Here is an 18,048-nt window from a genome sequence, read left to right on the forward strand (position 1 = left end):
TGCAAGATACCCTTGTTCCACTTTTTAAAAAACCGAGGTTTCCATAATGTTTCTTAAGAGATTATCGCTCATCAATTATAAGAATTTTGACACACAGACATTTGATTTCGACGTAAAGATCAATTGCTTTGTTGGCCCTAATGGAATTGGGAAAACCAATGCCTTGGATGCCATTTACCATCTGACCTTTGGCAAAGGTTATTTTAATCCCGTAGCCACCCAAAACATTAAACACGGGGAAGAATTTTTCGTTATTGAGGGTGAATTCGAAAAATCGGATCGGGAGGAAAAAATTGTTTGCAGCCTTAAAAAAGGCATGAAAAAAATCATAAAACGAAACGGAAAAGCCTATGATCGCCTGTCGGACCATATTGGGTTATTGCCCTTGGTCATTATATCACCGGCAGACCGGGATCTGATCATTGAAGGTAGCGATACACGTAGAAAATTCATTGACGGGGTCATTTCACAATCTGACAAAGAGTACTTACAGACACTTATAAAATATAACAAGGTGCTGCTACAGCGTAACTCCTTACTGAAATACTTTGTGGCCAACCGCACTTTTGATCAAGCCACCCTACAGGTCTATGACGAACAATTAAACACCTACGGCACAAAAATATTCAACAAGCGCCAAAAATTCATTGAGGCATTTATACCTATTTTCAAGGAACAATACAATGCCATTTCCGGCGGTAATGAAGAGGTAATGTTGAATTATGACAGCAAGTTACAACAGAAAGACCTACTCACATTATTGTCCGAGAGCCTGGAAAAGGACCGTATATTACAGTATACATCCGTAGGGATACATAAAGACGATCTGAGTTTTGAGATTACTGGCCACCCCATTAAAAAATTCGGCAGTCAAGGCCAACAGAAATCGTTTTTGATCGCTCTTAAATTCGCCCAGTTCCATTTTATAAAAGAGCAGGCCAAAACCACTCCGATCCTTTTATTGGATGATATTTTTGATAAGTTGGATGAAAATCGGGTCGCCCACATTGTAGGCCTTGTTGACAATGAGAATTTTGGTCAGATCTTTATCAGTGACACCCACGCCGAACGCACCGAAAACATTATTAAGAACATACATCAATCTTACAAAATATTTAAACTGGAATCATGAAGCGAATTTTATTTTTCGGTATCATATTGATACTTTCATCATGTAAAGAAAAAGTCTCGCCCGAAGATCTAACCTTATTGAACGGTTACTGGGAAATAGAACAGGTTAACTTGCCGAATGGCGAGACCAAGGCATATTCGGTAAATACCACCGTTGATTATATTCAAATTAAAGATCTTTCAGGATTCAGGAAAAAGGTATATCCCCAACTCGATGGAACCTATGACACTTCCAACGATTCGGAACATTTCGAATTGATAGAAAAACCGGAGGGATATGAATTTCATTACAAAACCGAATTGAGTGAATGGACAGAAAAACTCAATTCATTACAGGCGGATTCATTTTCAGTTACAAACACTGACAATATTACTTATACCTATAAACGTTTTCAACCCATAAACGTTCAAAAATAATGACAGCACAAAAAAAAGACAACGTACCATTACGCGACGCCCTTAATGATTTTATACAGAAGAACAAACTTCAGAAAGGCATTGACAAAGTGAATGCCCGTGAAGCTTGGGTAAATTTAATGGGTAATGGTGTAAACAATTATACTACGGCCATTGAACTTCGTAATGAGACACTATATGTTTCCTTATCCTCATCGGTTTTGCGTGAAGAGTTGAGTTTGGGGAAATCTAAAATAGTACAAATGTTGAATGAGGAACTCGGAAAAGACCTTGTCAAGAAAATAATACTGCGATAAAAGAAAAACCTGCAAGGAAATACCATTAAATTGGTATCCCTGCAGGTTTTATTTGAATTTAAAAGTCTTCTGGGTTTAGTAAACTTCCCTTCCTGAAAAATGAAAAGCACCTTCTATTGCTGCATTTTCATCACTATCCGATCCATGCACCGCATTTTCCGAAATACTGGTAGCAAACATTTTACGAATGGTACCTTCTGCAGCTTCGGCCGGATTGGTGGCACCGATTAAAGCCCTAAAATCCTCAACGGCATTTTCCTTTTCCAAAATAGCGGCTACGATAGGACCCCGGGTCATAAATTGGACCAAATCAGCAAAAAACGGACGTTCATTATGTATTTCATAAAATTTTTCAGCATCGCCCTTGCTCAACTGGGTAAATTTCATGGCTACGATTTTGAATCCCGCAGAATTGATTTTCTCAAGGATGGCTCCAATGTGTCCTTTTTCAACCGCATCGGGTTTGATCATCGTAAAAGTTCTATTTGTTGTCATTTTTAAAAAATTTTGTCAAAAATACGTTTAATTCCCAAAAATCCTAAAGCTACTTAAATTAATATGATTGCTACATTTGAGCCAGCAAATGGCCTTGCCTCCAAAACATTACCCATAAATGATTGGTTTCATCATGTAGGTTGCAAGAACCAAAAGCTACGATGAATGTATCGGGGTCGGAAATATGAAGACCGAATCCCTGTTTTGGTTTGCAACTTACCAAAAGTAAGCTTACCACTAAAAGGAAAAGAAATCGATTCATTTTCTAGATGGACTTATACTATGTAAAAATAGGTCATTGTGATGAAAGTCCATGCTATATTACTATATTTGGTGGCATGAATTTAGAGGACATAAACGCGGTAGCAAAGCTGCTTTCCGAACCCCAGAAAATAGTAATCATACCCCATAAGAATCCCGATGGGGATGCAATTGGCTCAACATTGGCCTTATGGCATTACCTAAAGAACAGGGGACAGAACGCCCAGATCATAGTTCCGAATGACTTTCCAAAGTTTCTAAAATGGATGCCCGGTCAGGATCAGATCATGAATTTTGAAAAGGAAAATTCCCAATCGAAAGCACTGATCAATGAGGCTACGATAATCTTTACCTTGGATTTCAACCATCTGGGGCGTATTGCACAAATGGAACCCGTTCTAATTGAAAGCGACGCCACTTTCGTCATGATAGACCACCACCAAGCACCTGCCGATTATGCACAATATATGTATTCGGATGTATTAATGAGCTCTACCTGTGAAATGGTCTATAACTTTATTGAGTTTTTAGGGGATGAGGACAAGATCACCCCAGAAATGGCGATTTGCCTTTATACGGGGATAATGACCGATACGGGTTCGTTCAAATATTCGTCCACAACAAGTAGAACCCATCGTGTAGTCGCTAACTTGATCGACAAAGGAGCGGAAAACACAAAGGCACACAATCTTGTTTTCGATACCAATACACCAAACCGATTGCATCTTTTGGGTTGCGCCCTAAAGAACATGGTTATTTTGGAAGAATATAATACGGCCTATATAACCCTCAGCCAAGATGAACTGGATACGTATGGTTTTCAAAAAGGCGATACCGAAGGATTCGTGAATTACGGACTTACCCTTCACGGTATACGTTTTGCCGTGATCTTCATAGAAAACAGGGAAGAAGGTATTATTAAAATTTCATTCCGGTCGGAAGGGGAATTCTCTGTAAACGAATTTGCCAGAAAGCATTTTAACGGAGGTGGGCATACCAATGCAGCCGGAGGACGCAGCGATATACCTTTAAAGGAAACCGCTGAATATTTTGTATCGCTTTTAAAAGAATATAAGACCCAATTAAACCCATGAAACAGTTTTCCATATTTTTGACGGCCCTATTACTATTCGGTTGCGGAAGTCCCGAACCCAGACGGCCCGTACAAACGAAAAGTGGCCACATCAATTCCTCTATTGAACGTAGTAAAAAATTGTTGGCCTTGGAAGAAAGCATGATCAATGAAATCATTAAAAGGGATTCACTTCACAAATACAACCATAGCAATACCGGAACTTGGTATTATTATGAACAAAAGAACGATCAGGCCGATTATACCCCACAACCCGATGACCTTGTTACCATGACCTACAACGTAATGGGGTTCAACAACGACACCATATACACCCAAGAAGAAATTGGTGTTTTCAATTACAAAGTAGATAAACAAGAACTTTTCCCCGGACTACGGAACAGTATAAAATTATTGAAGGAAAACGAGACCGCTACCTTCCTATTCCCTTCTTCCCTAGCCTATGGCTATCACGGGGATGAACGTAAAATAGGGGTAAATGTGCCCATTAAGGCAACGGTTACCTTATTAAAAATTCAAAAACAACAAGATAGTATTCAAAATTAAACTGATAACAATGAGAAAACCCTTTCTATTTTTACTTACTCTTTCAATGGCCATTGTGAGCTGCAAATCGAGCAAATACACCGATTTAGGCGATGGCATCTTCGCAGATATACAAACCAACAAAGGTGATATCGTAGTTAAATTGGAAGATGAAAAAACACCCATAACGGTGGCTAACTTCGTTTCCCTTGCAGAAGGAACAAATCCTTTCGTAAGTGAGGAATACAAAGGCAAAAAGTATTATGACGGAGTCATTTTCCATAGGGTCATTAAAGATTTCATGATACAGACAGGCGACCCAACCGGCACAGGAAGCGGAAACCCAGGGTACAAATTCAAAGATGAGTTCAATGATTCATTGACCCATGACAAGGCCGGCATTCTTTCCATGGCAAATTCGGGTCCTACCACCAACGGTAGCCAATTTTTCATTACCCACAAAGAAACCCCTTTCCTAGACGGAAGACACACCGTTTTCGGGGAAGTCGTAAAAGGGATGGATGTCGTAGACTCTATCGCAAATGTAGAAACCTCAAGAGCCCCACAGAAAGACAAACCTGTTGAGGATGTGGTTATGAACTCGGTCGTGATTATCCGTAATGGTAAAGCCGCCAAAAAATTCGATGCCGTGCAGGTCATGACCGATTATTTCGATGCCGAGAAAAAAAGGTTGGCCGAAGAAGAAAAAGAGAAGAAAGCCCTTCAAGAAGCCTATGATAAAATGTTGCCGGAATTCAAAGCCGCCTTGGCTGCCGATAAAGAGAAAGCGAATACCCTGCCATCAGGTTTACAGATTTTGACTTTGGTCGAAGGTTCGGGTGAAAAGCCAACCGTTGGACAAAAAGTAAAGGTATTCTATGCGGGTTACCTGGAAGACGGCACTCTCTTTGACAGTAACTATGAAGAAGTGGCCAAAAAGTTCCTTCAATTCAATGAACGTAGAAAAGCCGGTCGAGGTTACGAAGCAATACCTATGCCTTACAGTCCGGATGCCGGATTGATCCCAGGTTTCAAGGAAGGACTTTTGACCATGAAAGTCGGTGACAAGGTTCGCTTGTTCATTCCCCCATATTTAGGTTACGGAGAGCAAGGTAGTGGCCCAATTCCACCGAATTCAAACCTAATATTCGATTTGGAGATCACAGGAATCGCCGAATAGCAATTAATACTTAATTTAAAAAATCCCGAAACCAAATATGGTTTCGGGATTTTTTTATGCCTTTTTTTCAGTACAGATTATTTACCCTTTGAATGAAACATTACAGGTTATAATCGGAACTTTACCGTAAGGATCATTTTTTCCAATTCTGGGATTTTAACATAACGGTAGCCTTTAGAATATCCTTCTGGGAAATCTGGCCTACTAATTTACCATCTTCCACAATGGGAAAACGCCTGCGTTTATCATTGAGGAATTTGTTCGCCGCATCGAAGATATTCATATTACCGTCGATGGTCTCAACGTTGCGTACCATCTTCTTTTCAATGGAACCATCTTCCATGGGCATATTGTAATAACGACTATCACTTATGTGTTTAATACAATCCCCTTCGGATATGATCCCCACTAACTCATTCTTGTCATTGACCACGGGTCCGCCAGAAATCCTATTGCTGATCAGAGCATCGATTACTTCCTCGACAGATTGTTCTGGCCGAAAAGTTATAAGCTTCGTGGTCATATAATCACTGACCTTTAGTGGAATTTCCTCTGTGGCGTTTTGATTTTTTCTTGCTCCTTGAAAACTTTTTATACCCATAACCTTACATTTTACTATTACTTAAAGTTAAATAATATAAATAAACAAAATGAATATTACAAGTTAATTTATTATGCCATTCTTTCAATAAATGTTAATTTTTGGGAATATCCTTAAGCACCTCCAATACGAATTTCCAGAACTTTTGCACGGATGCAATGCTCGCTCTTTCATCTGGGGAGTGGGCTCCTTTGATCGTTGGGCCAAAACTGATCATATCAATTTCGGGATAATTTTGTCCTAGTATCCCACATTCCAACCCGGCATGGCAGGCCACTACCCTTGGTTTTTCATTGAATAAAGACTCGTATTTAGCTTCTAACACCTTTAAAATATCAGAATCAGGATTGGGGTTCCAACCGGGATAGTCACCATCCAATTCAACTTTGAAATCGGCCATTTCGAAAGCTGATTTAAGGGCGTTCGCCAAATCCATTTTTGCGGAATTAACCGATGATCGGGTTAAACAACCTATTTTTATTTGTCCGTCTTTGACCAAGACACGGGCGATGTTGTTCGACGTTTCGACCAAATCAGGTATGGCCGCGCTCATGGCATATACACCATTGTGGGCCGCATAAATTGATTTTATGACTTTATCCTGACTAGCTTCCTCCATTACTTTTGCCGGAGGTTCTGACAAAACCATGGTAATCGACAGCTCGGGTTCTTTAACCGACAACTCGTTCTTTATCGTCTTTGCCCACTGCTTGAATGCACTTTCAAAGTCATGGGCATCGTTTCTTTTCACCGCAATTTTGGCAAAACTTTCCCTAGGGATGGCGTTACGCAAACTACCCCCGTCTATCTCGGAAATCTGTATATCGAAAGATTCCATGGCATTGAAAAGCAAACGGTTCATGATCTTGTTCGCATTTCCCAATCCTTTGTCTATGTCCATTCCACTATGGCCGCCCTGTAAATCTTTTACGGTAATGGAGCACCCAATCGCATCAGGACCAACAGCTTCCTCTTTATAACTTCGTGTTGCCGTTACATCTATTCCTCCGGCGCAGCCGATATCTATCTCATCATCATCCTCAGTATCCAAATTCAATAGGATATCACCTTGCAATACCCCACCTTCAAGCCCCATGGCCCCAGTCATTCCTGTTTCTTCATCAATGGTGAACAATGCCTCTAAAAAAGGATGGGGAATATCGGTACTTTCCAACAAGGCCATGATCGTGGCCACTCCCAATCCGTTATCCGCACCCAAAGTGGTTCCTTTGGCCCTTACCCAATCACCATCGATATACATTTTTATCCCTTCTGCATCAAAATCGAACTTTGTATCCGCATTCTTTTGATGTACCATATCCAAATGGGATTGCAGGGTAACTTTTTTCCGGTCTTCCATACCTGCAGTGGCCGGTTTTCTGATGATCACGTTCCCCACCTTATCCGAAAAGGTTTCCAACCCAAGGGACTTACCAAAATCCAACATGAACTTTATAACTCTTTCTTCTTTTTTCGAAGGTCTGGGCACCTCGTTCAAATCAGCGAATTTATTCCAAACACACTGTGGTTCCAACTGTCTTACTTCTTTACTCATACTATAATTTTTGCACTTCAAAAGTACGGCATGCGAGCGAGATTTAGGGTATTAATCCCTATTTTTGAAACCATGGTCGATAAAATCAAAAATTGGGTCGCGTTATCTATTATTCCACAGATTGTACTCGTAAAATGGCTGGGAAACCACCCGGATACCATCGAAAAGTATTATAGTAACAGCCTGTATCCTATGATATCGGGGTTCTTTAGGATTTTATACGGATGGATTCCCTTTTCTATCGGCGATATCCTCTATTTTACATTATCCCTTTTGGCGATCAGATATGTTTGGGTACATAGGCTGCACATTAAAACCTTTCCCTTATTGTTTATTCGGAACATCGTATTTATCCTGTCGATCGCGTACTTCACCTTTCATTTGCTATGGGGACTCAATTATTATCGCGAACCCATTGCCAAAAGGTTCGCTCTTGAAGACCGACATACCGATACTGAACTATTGACCTTGACGGAAGCTTTGATAGCAAAAACCAACGCACTACAATACCAGATTACCAAGGATACGGCTTTGGCAGTTGCTACACCCTACACCAAAAAAGAAATTTTTGAAAAAACCTTGATCGGATATGAAAATCTTGAAAAAACCTATCCCTTCTTGGCTTATCGGCATCCGAGCATTAAAACCTCACTTTTCAGTACGGGATTAAGTTATATGGGGTATGGCGGTTACCTAAACCCGTTTACCCATGAGGCACAAGTAAACGGGCGACTCCCGAATTTCAGGTTTCCTGTGGTTGCGGGACATGAAATTGGCCACCAAGTTGGCTATTCCGCAGAGAACGAAACCAATTTCATAGGGTATTTGGCCACGCTTTACAATCCAGATACGTATTTTCAATATTCCGCCTACGCTTATGCCTTAACGTATTGTCTTAGTGACTTAAGAAGAAACGACGAAGCCAAATTCAAGGAAATGTATGCCAAGTTGAATCCGGGCACACGAAAGAATTTTGAAGAAATGGCCCATTTCTGGCAGTCGTTCGAAAATCCTATGGAACCCGTTTTCAAATCCATTTTCAATACGTTCCTAAAAGCGAACAATCAAAAAAAGGGTATAAAGAGTTATAATGCCGTGGTTTCACTTATGGTAACGTATCATAAGGAACATCCGATACAGTGAACAGTAAGCAGTGATCAGTTGATCATCTTTAAGTTAAAAAGTTAAGAGCTAAGAGCCAAAGGCCAATAAAAGAGTAAGCAGTGGGCAGTAGGCAGTATTCAGTGGGCAGTGATCAGTTGACATTTTTAAGTTAAAAAGTTAAGAGCGAAAAGCTAACAACCAAAGGCAATGAGCCAAAAGCAAAGAGCCAAAGGCCAATAAAAGAGTAAGTAGTGTTCAGTAAGCAGTGGGCAGTGATCAGTTGATCATCTTTAAGTTAAAAAGTTAAAAGCCAAAAGCTAACAGCCATAGGCCAACAGCCAAAGGCAAAGAGCTAAAAGCTAACAGCTAAAGGCTAATAGCCAAAGGCAAAGAGCTAACAGCCAAAGGCCAATAAGAGAGTAAGCAGTGGTCGGTCTGCAGGTATTTGATAATTATGTTACGGAATTTGGATTTTTGACCTTCGGAATCCCTCCTTTTACTCAACCTCTAGCTTTTAACTTTCACACTAAAACGTTAAAAAAAGTTAACGCATTTACGTTGTTTAAATGCTTCTTCTATCTTTAGTTGCTTAACTACTAAACCAACTCTATGAAAATGAAACTCTTGGCACTTACACTGCTTTGGTGTAGTGCAACCTTATTGGCCCAAGATTACTTTCCCGAAAACGAAGGGGTAAAGTCAAAAAACAACAATTACACGGCCTTTACGAATGCAAAAATCTATGTAACACCCACACAGGTCGTAGAACAAGGAACCTTACTGATCCAGAATGGAAAGGTGGTACAGGTAGGTTCATCGGTAACCCTGCCCAAGAACACCGTTACCATTGATCTAAAAGGAAAAACAATCTATCCTTCTTTCATCGATATTTATTCGGATTTTGGGGTTAGCAAACCTAAAAAAGCGGAAGGTTCAAGACGATCCCCACAATACAACCCAACACGGGAAGGTTTTTATTGGAACGACCATATAATGCCCGAAAAGAATGCGATCAACGCATTCAAATACGATGAAAAAAAGGCCAAGGAACTTAGAAATGCAGGTTTTGGCGTCGTTAATTCACATATACAAGATGGTATTGCCCGAGGCACGGGAATACTTATTGCCCTTAACGGAAAGGGTGATGATTCCCAAAGGGTCCTGGATGACCGTTCGGGCCAATATTTCTCTTTCACAAAAAGCATAGCTTCAAGACAAAGCTACCCCACTTCCTTAATGGGGGCGATGGCCTTGGTTCGCCAAATGTACACCGATGCGGATTGGTACGCCAAAGGCAATGTAGATACGAAAGACCGCTCTCTAGAGGCCTTGAATGCCAATAAAGGTTTGGTTCAGATTTTTGCCGCAGGTGATAAGGGCAATATTGTACGTGCAGACGGAATCGGGGATGCCAACGGCATACAATACACTATTCTAGGTGGAGGCGATGAATATGAAACCATTGCCGACATAAAAAACACCAATGCCCGACTCATAATCCCGTTGAATTTTCCTGATGCATTTGATGTAAGCGACCCGAACCAAGCCATGTATGTTGCTTTGGAAGATATGAGGCATTGGAACCAAGCACCGGCCAACCCGAAAATACTCGCTGAAAACGGCGTCACTTTTTCATTCACCCTGAACGGATTGAAGTCCCCCTCGAAATTAATGGATAATCTACGAAAAGCCATTACCTACGGACTCCCAAAAACGAAAGCCCTAGAAGCGCTTACGACCGTACCTGCACAGATAATGGGCCGCTCGGATAAAATAGGATCTTTACAACAAGGGCATTTGGCCAATTTCCTGATCACTTCAGGAGATATATTCGCTAAAGGCACCACCTTATATGAAAATTGGGTTCAGGGTACCAAGAACGTCATCACCGATTTGGACCTTATTGATATCCGGGGTGAATACGATTTAAAATCTGCTGGGGAGACCTTTGCTCTCTCTATTTCCGGCAAAGCCGAAAAACCAAAGATAAAAGTCACTAAGGATACCGTTACCTATTCCTCCAAAATGACTTTTAAAGATGAATGGTTGCTACTTTCATTTTCAAAAGATGACCAATTGTACCGTTTATCGACCTTGGTAAAAGACAGCTCGATCCCTTTAACGGGTTCATTGTCCTTACCCAATGGTAAAGAAGCCCCATTTACCATAACCAGGAACAAGCCCTTTGCTGAAAAGGATAAAGAAAAGGTAGCTGTGGGCACTCCTGAAATAGTACCTGTAACGTTCCCGAATATCGGTTATGGGTATTCAGAGATCCCTAAACCGGAAAATATACTGTTCAGAAATGCTACGGTATGGACAAGTGAAGAAGCCGGAATCCTGGAAAATACCGATGTACTGGTAAAAGACGGTAAAATCGTAAAAATAGGCAAAGGCCTAAATGCTGGCCGGGCAAAGGTCATTGATGCCACAGACAAACATTTAACAGCAGGCATTATAGACGAACATAGCCATTTAGCGGCCTTGGCCATTAATGAGGCCGGACAAAACTCCTCCGCAGAGGTAAAAATGGAAGATGTGGTTGATCCTGAGGATATTGATATTTATAGGAATTTGGCAGGTGGGGTTACCTCCTTACAATTGCTACATGGTTCGGCCAATCCTATCGGCGGCCGATCTGCCCTATTGAAACTGAAATGGGGAGAAAGTGCACAGAACATGATCTATGACAATTCTCCCAAATTCATAAAATTCGCATTGGGGGAAAATGTTAAACAAAGTAATTGGCAAAGTTTCAGTCGTTTTCCACAGACACGAATGGGTGTTGAACAAGTATTCATGAACTACTTTCAGCGGGCCAAGGAATACGAGGTAAAAAAGAAAAGCGGCAAACCTTATCGCCACGATGAGGAAATGGAGACCCTGGTCGAAATACTCAATGGGGAACGTTTCATCAGTTGCCATTCCTATGTGCAGAGCGAGATCAATATGCTGATGAAGGTCGCTGAGAAATTCAATTTTAAGGTAAACACCTTCACCCACATATTAGAAGGTTACAAAGTTGCCGATAAAATGGCCGAGCACGGGGTGGGCGCCTCAACATTCAGTGATTGGTGGGCCTATAAATATGAAGTAAAGGATGCCATACCCTACAATGCGGCCATAATGCAAAACCAAGGCCTTACGGTAGCCATTAATAGTGATGATGCCGAAATGTCGCGCAGATTGAACCAAGAAGCGGCCAAAACCATCAAATACGGCGGTGTTTCAGAGCTTGAAGCCTGGAAAATGGTCACCATAAATCCGGCAAAACTACTACATATAGATGAGCGTGTGGGCAGCATCAAAGAAGGCAAAGATGCCGATCTGGTACTTTGGAGCGACAATCCTTTATCCGTCTATGCCAAGGCAGAGAAAACATTGATCGAAGGTGCCACCTATTTCGATCTGGAAAAAGATAAATTACAGCGTGAATCCATTTCCGTAGAACGTAACAAACTCATCGGAATGATGCTCAAGGAAAAAGAAAGCGGCGCCAAAACCCAGGCCCCAAGGAACACTAAAAAAGAAAAGTTTCACTGCGATTCACTCTAAAAAGGTAAAGAATATGAAAAATACAATGAAAAATCCGATATATGGTTTTGTTCTCGCCCTAGTTACTTTTTTTATGGGAACGGCACAACAAACCCCTGCCCCAAAGCAGCAAGAAGCGATATCTATCGATGGGGTCACGGCCCATTTGGGTAATGGAAAGGTCATAGAAAACGCCTTGATCATGTTCGAGGACGGCAAGCTGACATTCGTTGGTAATGCCATGACCAAGATCGCCAGAAGGGGAACGGTCATTAAAGGTAAGGGCAGGCATGTATACCCAGGTTTCATAGCCCCGAACAAATCGTTGGGACTGGTAGAGGTAGATGCAGTACGTGCCACCAGTGATCAGGACGAAATCGGGGAAATGATTCCGCATGTCCGTAGTCTTATCGCTTATAATGCCGAATCGCAAGTAGTAGAAAGTATGCGGCCCAACGGCATACTCATAGGCCAAATAACCCCCCAAGGTGGGCGTATTTCGGGCACATCGTCGATTGTACAGTTCGATGCCTGGAACTGGGAAGATGCCGCGGTAAAAGTAGATGACGGTATTCATTTGAATTGGCCGAACACCTTTCGAAAAGGTCGCTGGTGGATGGGTGAACCGCGAGGTTACCAGCCCAATAAAAAGTACGCCGAACAATTGAAAGAAGTGGAAACCTTCTTGCAACATGCAGCTGCTTACAACAAAAGTGGGAGTACACAGTTGAATCCGGCATTTGCCGCCATGAAAGGGCTTTACGACGGTTCACAAAAATTGTATATAAAAGCCGATGGGGAAAAAGAGATCATCGACGGGATAACCATGGCCAAGGAAAACGGCATAGAACAGGTAGTATTGGTGGGCGGTTACCATGCCTTTAAGGTCACCGATTTTCTTAAGAAACATAACATTCCCGTTTTGGTACAGCGTACGCATAGCCTGCCTACCTTTGATGATGAGGATTATGACCTACCGTATAAATTACCAAAGTTATTGACCGATGCCGGGTTATTGGTAGGCTTACAGAACGGTGATGCCGCCAATTTCCAGACCCGTAATCTACCCTTTTATGCCGGACAAGTCGTAGCCCAGGGCATGGACAAGGAACAAGCCCTACAGCTCATTACCGGAAACAACGCCCAAATTTTAGGCATGCAAGATTCTTATGGCACGTTGGAAGTGGGCAAAAGTGCCACCCTTTTCATTGCTGATGGCGATGCGTTGGACATGAAGGGCAACCAGATTACCAAAGCGTTCATTGATGGGAGGGATATTTCTTTGGAAACCCACCAAACCGAATTATGGAAACGGTATAAAGGCAAGTACGGCCCTAAATGAATTCTTTGATTACAGGGAATCCAATGGACTGGTAATGTTCGATAAACTCCTAGGTGTTACTTTGGCATACACCTGGGTTGTTTTTATCGAATTGTGTCCCAACAATACTTGAATGAAACGCATATCGGCACCCGCCTCGAGTAAATGTGTGGCATAGCTATGCCTTAAACCATGAACCCCGATTTTCTTTTTAATCCCTGCTTTTTGCATCGCTTTTTTAAAGGCCTGTTGAACACTACCCTTTGAATACGGGCCACCATATTGGCCTTCCAATAAAAAGACCTTTGGCCTATAATCTTTGTAATAGGTTCGTAAACCAGAAAGCAATGAAGAAGGCAAAGGCACATACCTGTCTTTCTTGCCCTTTGCGCCGACAACCCTAACGACCATTCTACTACTGTCTATATGTTCCAATTTAACACTTACGACCTCTGAAACCCGTAGTCCCATACCGTAACACATTTTTAGCGCAATGGCATGTTTAGGGTTGGTGGTAACGTGCAGTATTTTCTTCACTTCCGCTTTGCTTAGCATTTTAGGCAAAACAATGGGTTTTTTAGGCCTTGGAATATCGAAAAACATTTTAGGCCTGTGCAGCACCTGTTCAAAATAAAACTTTATCGCATTTATTTTTCCATTCATTTTTCGCTCCCCCATCTTTTCGGTTTTCACGCAATAGAGAAAATAATCTTTAAGTTTATCAGGTGTAAGGGAATTTAGCTCATAGGAACCCAAAAGCCTTAACAGATGCGCCATTTCGGAAAGATATATTCTTTGTGTATTTCCGCTATAGGCTTTAAGACTAAGCTGATTCTGCATATTCAAATACGCTTGCCGATTTACAGGGTGAATTCCTATGACTTTTTTTTCATTGAAATCGGGTAGTTTCATTCCTAATTGTTGCCTCACAACGGGCAAGTCTGGCAAATACCATGATTTTCGGGTTTTACTCCATTTTGCCGAAGGAAATCTTTTTCTAAGATTGTCTTGCAATGTTTTATTAAAAGGAAATTGAACTAGAATGACCTTTTTACCCCTATGTTGATCAGGCAAAAAAATATAATGGGCTAAATTCACTGTGTATTTTGTATATCATTTTTTAAATATACCTAATTATGATATACAAAATGAATAACACCATAAAAATTGTTATCCCCTATAATGACAGGTCTAAGTGAAAAATGTGTAAATTGGAGGTGAATATAAAACATGCACATATTTATGTGTTAGGTTTCATGCAAAGAGCGACACAGCCAACGCGCATTTGGCACATTTACAAGCTCCAACACACTTGCTGATTCTTCAGCTTGTAAAAGAGCCAAATTTTTGCCGACGCACACATACAATATGATAGAATGGATTTAGACGAAATATATCAAGAAATACAGGAAAGACTTCGAAAGCAATTAGCTTTGATTATCGGAACTGGAAGTTCAATTTCAATTGATTTTGCTTTTGGAATGGGAGCTTTGGAATCTCATTTGAAATCAGTTATTCCTTCTGTTATTCTAGGTGATAAACAAGCGGAATCCGAATGGAAATTGGTGTTGGATAACTTAAATAAGAAAATTGACTTTGAAAACTCGCTAAATGTTGTGAAGTCCGACTTTTTGCTTGAAAGTATAATTGTAGAAACAGGAAAACATGTTGCGAAAGTAAATTATCAAAACATTTCAAAGATATCGATTGGAGAGATTCCAATTATTGCTCTTTTTGAACGACTTAAAAATGCTCTTTCCTATACAAATCCAATAATTGACATTATTACACCAAACTACGATTTGATTATTGAGAATGCATTATCACATTGTGATATAGATTATAATGATGGATTTTATGGCGGAATGCAAAAGAGATTTGATTGGGCAGAATCTGAGCAATTATTCAACCGATTAGAAAATGATAGTAAATCAAGAAAAGTCTATTCTAAAATAAAGCCGCATGTCAGATTACACAAAGTACATGGCTCTCTTAACTATTTTGTAAAAAATGAAAATGTTTATCGCAATGACAGCTTATCATATTTTGAAAGTATCAATGATTACGAAAGGTTTATTATAACACCTGGAGAAACAAAACATAAGAGAATTGTTGAGAATAGGCACTTTTATCGAGAAATGGATAATGCAATCGATAAAGCTCAAACCTACTTATTTGTCGGGTACGGCTTTAATGACATTGATATTGACAAAAAAATATGGCAAAATATAAATCAAGTTAGTCGTAGAGCAATAATTGTAACTAAAGATTTAATCGGAAATGCAAAAAAGATAATTAGTGAAAATCCAGAGATAATTGCAATTAGTGATAATTATAACGGAGGTGCAATAATCAGTTACAAAGGAATAGAAATTGAACATGACAAACCGATTTGGCAAATTGACGAATTTGCAAATGAAATATTATAGATAATGGCAAACCTTTTTGATTTTAATACAGAAACAGATTACGTTGGAAAAGTAGTTTATGTTGATACAACTAAATTAAGCTTAGATGTTAAACCAAAAGAACTTAAGCTTGCTAGAGTCGGTCGGTTAGTTGCGGTAAAAATTTCATCAGCAGTTGAAGAATGGGCAATTGCAATAGTAGAAAGAGTAATTAAAAATCCTTCAACAGAACAACTAAAAACAATAGTACAACCCAATGAGGATGAAGATACAAGTCCCGTAAGCGCAGATTCAATTCTTGAAAGAGTTTCAAATATCGTTACAATAGCAATTGTTGCAACGTTTAAAGGAAAAAAAGGGACAGAAATAAATTACTTTTCACGTTCTATTCAGGAGATTCCAGATATTGATGCCGAAGCATTTTCTATTGAGAGTGAAAATCTAGAAAAATTTATGGGCTTGCTTTCTGCAAAGTCAAAATCAGATGTTTCACTTGATTTAGGTAAATATTCACTAAGTGAGAAGGCTCGTGCTCAGTTAAATGGTGACAAGTTCTTTCAGCGTCATGCCGCGATACTTGGAAGTACAGGCTCTGGTAAATCATGGACAGTTGCATCTATTCTTGAAAAAGCAGCAGATTTACCAACAACTAAGATGATAGTTTTTGATTTGCATGGGGAATATTCAACATTAAAATTTGCAAAGCAATTACGAATAGCTGGACCAGATGATTTAGAAACAAAGGATGATAACATTCTCTTTCTTCCTTATTGGCTTCTTAACTCAGAGGAAATGCAAGCTATGTTTATTGACCGTTCTGAGTTTTCTGCACACAATCAGGTCATGATGTTTCAAAAGTTGGTAGGTGATGAAAAATTAAAACACTTAAGGGATAACAAAAAGGATGAAGTAATAAATTCATTTACGATTGATAGTCCTGTGCCTTATAATCTTGATTCAGTGATTGCAGAATTGAGACGTTTAAATGAAGAAATGGTGCCAGGTGCCAGAGCTGGAAGTGAAAAGAAAGGTGATTTTAATGGAAGTTTCAGTCGGTTATTAACTCGTTTAGATGTAAAAGTTACAGATAAGCGTTATGGATTTTTATTTAAACATCCGTCTGAACTTAATGCTTATACTGCTTTGACGGAAATCATTGAGCAATTAATAGAATTTAAAGAAAATAATTCAGGTATTAAAATAATTGACTTTTCAGAAGTTCCATCTGATGTACTACCTATTATTATTGGTTTAGTTGCTAGGATTTTATACAATATCCAGTTTTGGACGGAAAAATCAGAAAGACACCCTTTAGCGTTGGTATGTGATGAAGCTCATCTATATCTGCCGAAAAAAGGTGAAAATAATCCGAATGAAAAAAGAGCATTAGAGAACTTTGAGAAGATTGCCAAAGAAGGACGAAAGTATGGTGTTAGTTTGCTTGTAATCAGTCAAAGACCTTCTGATGTAAGCGAAACTATACTTAGTCAATGCAATAATATAATGTCTTTAAGACTTTCTAATAAACAAGACCAAAGCACGGTGAAATCTTTTATGTCAGACAACCTTACTGTGTTTGCGGACATACTACCTACTTTAGATGTAGGTGAGACTATAGTATTGGGTGATGCAGTATTATTGCCGTCAAGAATTATGCTGGATATGCCAAAAGAAGAGAATCGACCTTTAAGCAGTACAGTTGATTTCTGGACAGAATGGAATGAAAAAGATAAGAAAACAGATTATAATAAAGCAGTAGAAAACTATAGAAAACAAAGCAGGAAATAGCCAGCCTTCGCAACCATACACATTGCCAAGTCGCTCAAAAAGCCAACGCGCAAACCAAAACTTGTCAAAGAGTATGGCTGCCCCAACACACGGACAGACTGAGGAGAATAAAGCACGAAAACCTAACAATAAATATACGTAATGCGGGGCGATTTGGTAAATTTGAAAATTAAAGCATTTAATAAACACAGTAGCGGTTTGACAGTGAAGTGCCTTGAAATCCCGCACTACGCATATTCGAGCCGATGATGTAGCATTCGCCTGCGTCGACCAAAATCCCTTCATCTCGTACCTCGATTCCCGGTCTTTCGGAAATGCTACATCATCGCAGCGCTATGA

The 18,048-nt window shown here is 40.0% G+C and carries 15 protein-coding genes; 11 read left to right on the forward strand and 4 right to left on the reverse strand.

All coding sequences use genetic code 11. The features are described 5' to 3' along the window. The first annotated feature begins 46 nt into the window (after positions 1-46). From recF to GJ691_RS06735, 3 genes are read left to right on the forward strand one after another with little or no spacing between them, the layout of a single operon-like run. Entirely contained in the window at positions 47-1,132 is a 1,086-nt protein-coding gene (gene recF / locus GJ691_RS06725) for a DNA replication/repair protein RecF (protein ID WP_154365094.1), read from the forward strand. After that, positions 1,129-1,548, forward strand: a complete 420-nt coding sequence (locus GJ691_RS06730; RefSeq protein WP_154365096.1) for a hypothetical protein — start codon at positions 1,129-1,131, stop codon at positions 1,546-1,548. The genes recF and GJ691_RS06730 overlap by 4 nt, the downstream gene beginning before the upstream one ends. Then, entirely contained in the window at positions 1,548-1,844 is a 297-nt protein-coding gene (locus tag GJ691_RS06735) for a DciA family protein (protein ID WP_154365098.1), read from the forward strand. The genes GJ691_RS06730 and GJ691_RS06735 overlap by 1 nt, the downstream gene beginning before the upstream one ends. A gap of 75 nt (positions 1,845-1,919) precedes the next feature. Here the strand turns inward: GJ691_RS06735 and GJ691_RS06740 are convergent, their stop codons facing one another. Then, positions 1,920-2,339 carry a nucleoside-diphosphate kinase gene (locus GJ691_RS06740; RefSeq protein ID WP_154365100.1) on the reverse strand — a complete coding sequence of 140 codons (420 nt, stop codon included), beginning with the start codon at positions 2,337-2,339 and terminating at the stop codon, positions 1,920-1,922. A gap of 338 nt (positions 2,340-2,677) precedes the next feature. Here GJ691_RS06740 and GJ691_RS06745 point away from each other — a divergent pair, with 338 nt between their 5' ends. From GJ691_RS06745 to GJ691_RS06755, 3 genes are read left to right on the forward strand one after another with little or no spacing between them, the layout of a single operon-like run. Then, a complete protein-coding gene (locus GJ691_RS06745) occupies positions 2,678-3,694 on the forward strand; it encodes a DHH family phosphoesterase (protein WP_154365102.1) in 1,017 nt (338 codons plus the stop codon). Further along, positions 3,691-4,239, forward strand: a complete 549-nt coding sequence (gene gldI, locus GJ691_RS06750) for a gliding motility-associated peptidyl-prolyl isomerase GldI (RefSeq protein ID WP_154365104.1) — start codon at positions 3,691-3,693, stop codon at positions 4,237-4,239. Before GJ691_RS06745 ends, gldI begins: the two co-directional genes overlap by 4 nt. 10 nt (positions 4,240-4,249) lie before the next feature. Continuing rightward, entirely contained in the window at positions 4,250-5,398 is a 1,149-nt protein-coding gene (locus tag GJ691_RS06755) for a peptidylprolyl isomerase (RefSeq protein WP_154365106.1), read from the forward strand. A 133-nt stretch (positions 5,399-5,531) separates the two neighbouring features. Here the strand turns inward: GJ691_RS06755 and GJ691_RS06760 are convergent, their stop codons facing one another. Beyond that, positions 5,532-5,999, reverse strand: coding sequence for a CBS domain-containing protein (locus GJ691_RS06760; protein ID WP_154365108.1), 468 nt, complete (start codon positions 5,997-5,999; stop codon positions 5,532-5,534). Positions 6,000-6,093: 94 nt separating this feature from the next. After that, entirely contained in the window at positions 6,094-7,554 is a 1,461-nt protein-coding gene (locus GJ691_RS06765) for an aminoacyl-histidine dipeptidase (RefSeq protein ID WP_154365110.1), read from the reverse strand. A gap of 30 nt (positions 7,555-7,584) precedes the next feature. Here GJ691_RS06765 and GJ691_RS06770 point away from each other — a divergent pair, with 30 nt between their 5' ends. From GJ691_RS06770 to GJ691_RS06780, 3 genes are all read left to right on the forward strand, one after another. Next, positions 7,585-8,697 carry a DUF3810 domain-containing protein gene (locus GJ691_RS06770; RefSeq protein ID WP_343033467.1) on the forward strand — a complete coding sequence of 371 codons (1,113 nt, stop codon included), beginning with the start codon at positions 7,585-7,587 and terminating at the stop codon, positions 8,695-8,697. Between the two features lie 570 nt (positions 8,698-9,267). Next, positions 9,268-12,213, forward strand: coding sequence for an amidohydrolase family protein (locus GJ691_RS06775; RefSeq protein ID WP_154365112.1), 2,946 nt, complete (start codon positions 9,268-9,270; stop codon positions 12,211-12,213). 25 nt (positions 12,214-12,238) lie between these two features. Next, a complete protein-coding gene (locus tag GJ691_RS06780) occupies positions 12,239-13,534 on the forward strand; it encodes an amidohydrolase family protein (protein WP_154365147.1) in 1,296 nt (431 codons plus the stop codon). A gap of 9 nt (positions 13,535-13,543) precedes the next feature. Here GJ691_RS06780 and GJ691_RS06785 read toward each other — a convergent pair whose 3' ends face one another. Then, positions 13,544-14,527, reverse strand: coding sequence for a tyrosine-type recombinase/integrase (locus tag GJ691_RS06785; protein WP_246200134.1), 984 nt, complete (start codon positions 14,525-14,527; stop codon positions 13,544-13,546). 362 nt (positions 14,528-14,889) lie between these two features. On the opposite strand from GJ691_RS06785, the gene GJ691_RS06790 reads away from it, so the two are divergent. After that, on the forward strand, positions 14,890-15,942 hold the full coding sequence (locus tag GJ691_RS06790) for an SIR2 family protein (RefSeq protein ID WP_154365116.1): 1,053 nt from the start codon (positions 14,890-14,892) through the stop codon (positions 15,940-15,942). A 3-nt stretch (positions 15,943-15,945) separates the two neighbouring features. After that, entirely contained in the window at positions 15,946-17,709 is a 1,764-nt protein-coding gene (locus GJ691_RS06795; protein WP_154365118.1) for an ATP-binding protein, read from the forward strand. The last annotated feature ends 339 nt before the right edge of the window (positions 17,710-18,048 follow it).

It is taken from the genome of Maribacter luteus, assembly GCF_009674825.1.
In the GTDB taxonomy this organism is placed as follows: domain Bacteria; phylum Bacteroidota; class Bacteroidia; order Flavobacteriales; family Flavobacteriaceae; genus Maribacter_A; species Maribacter_A luteus.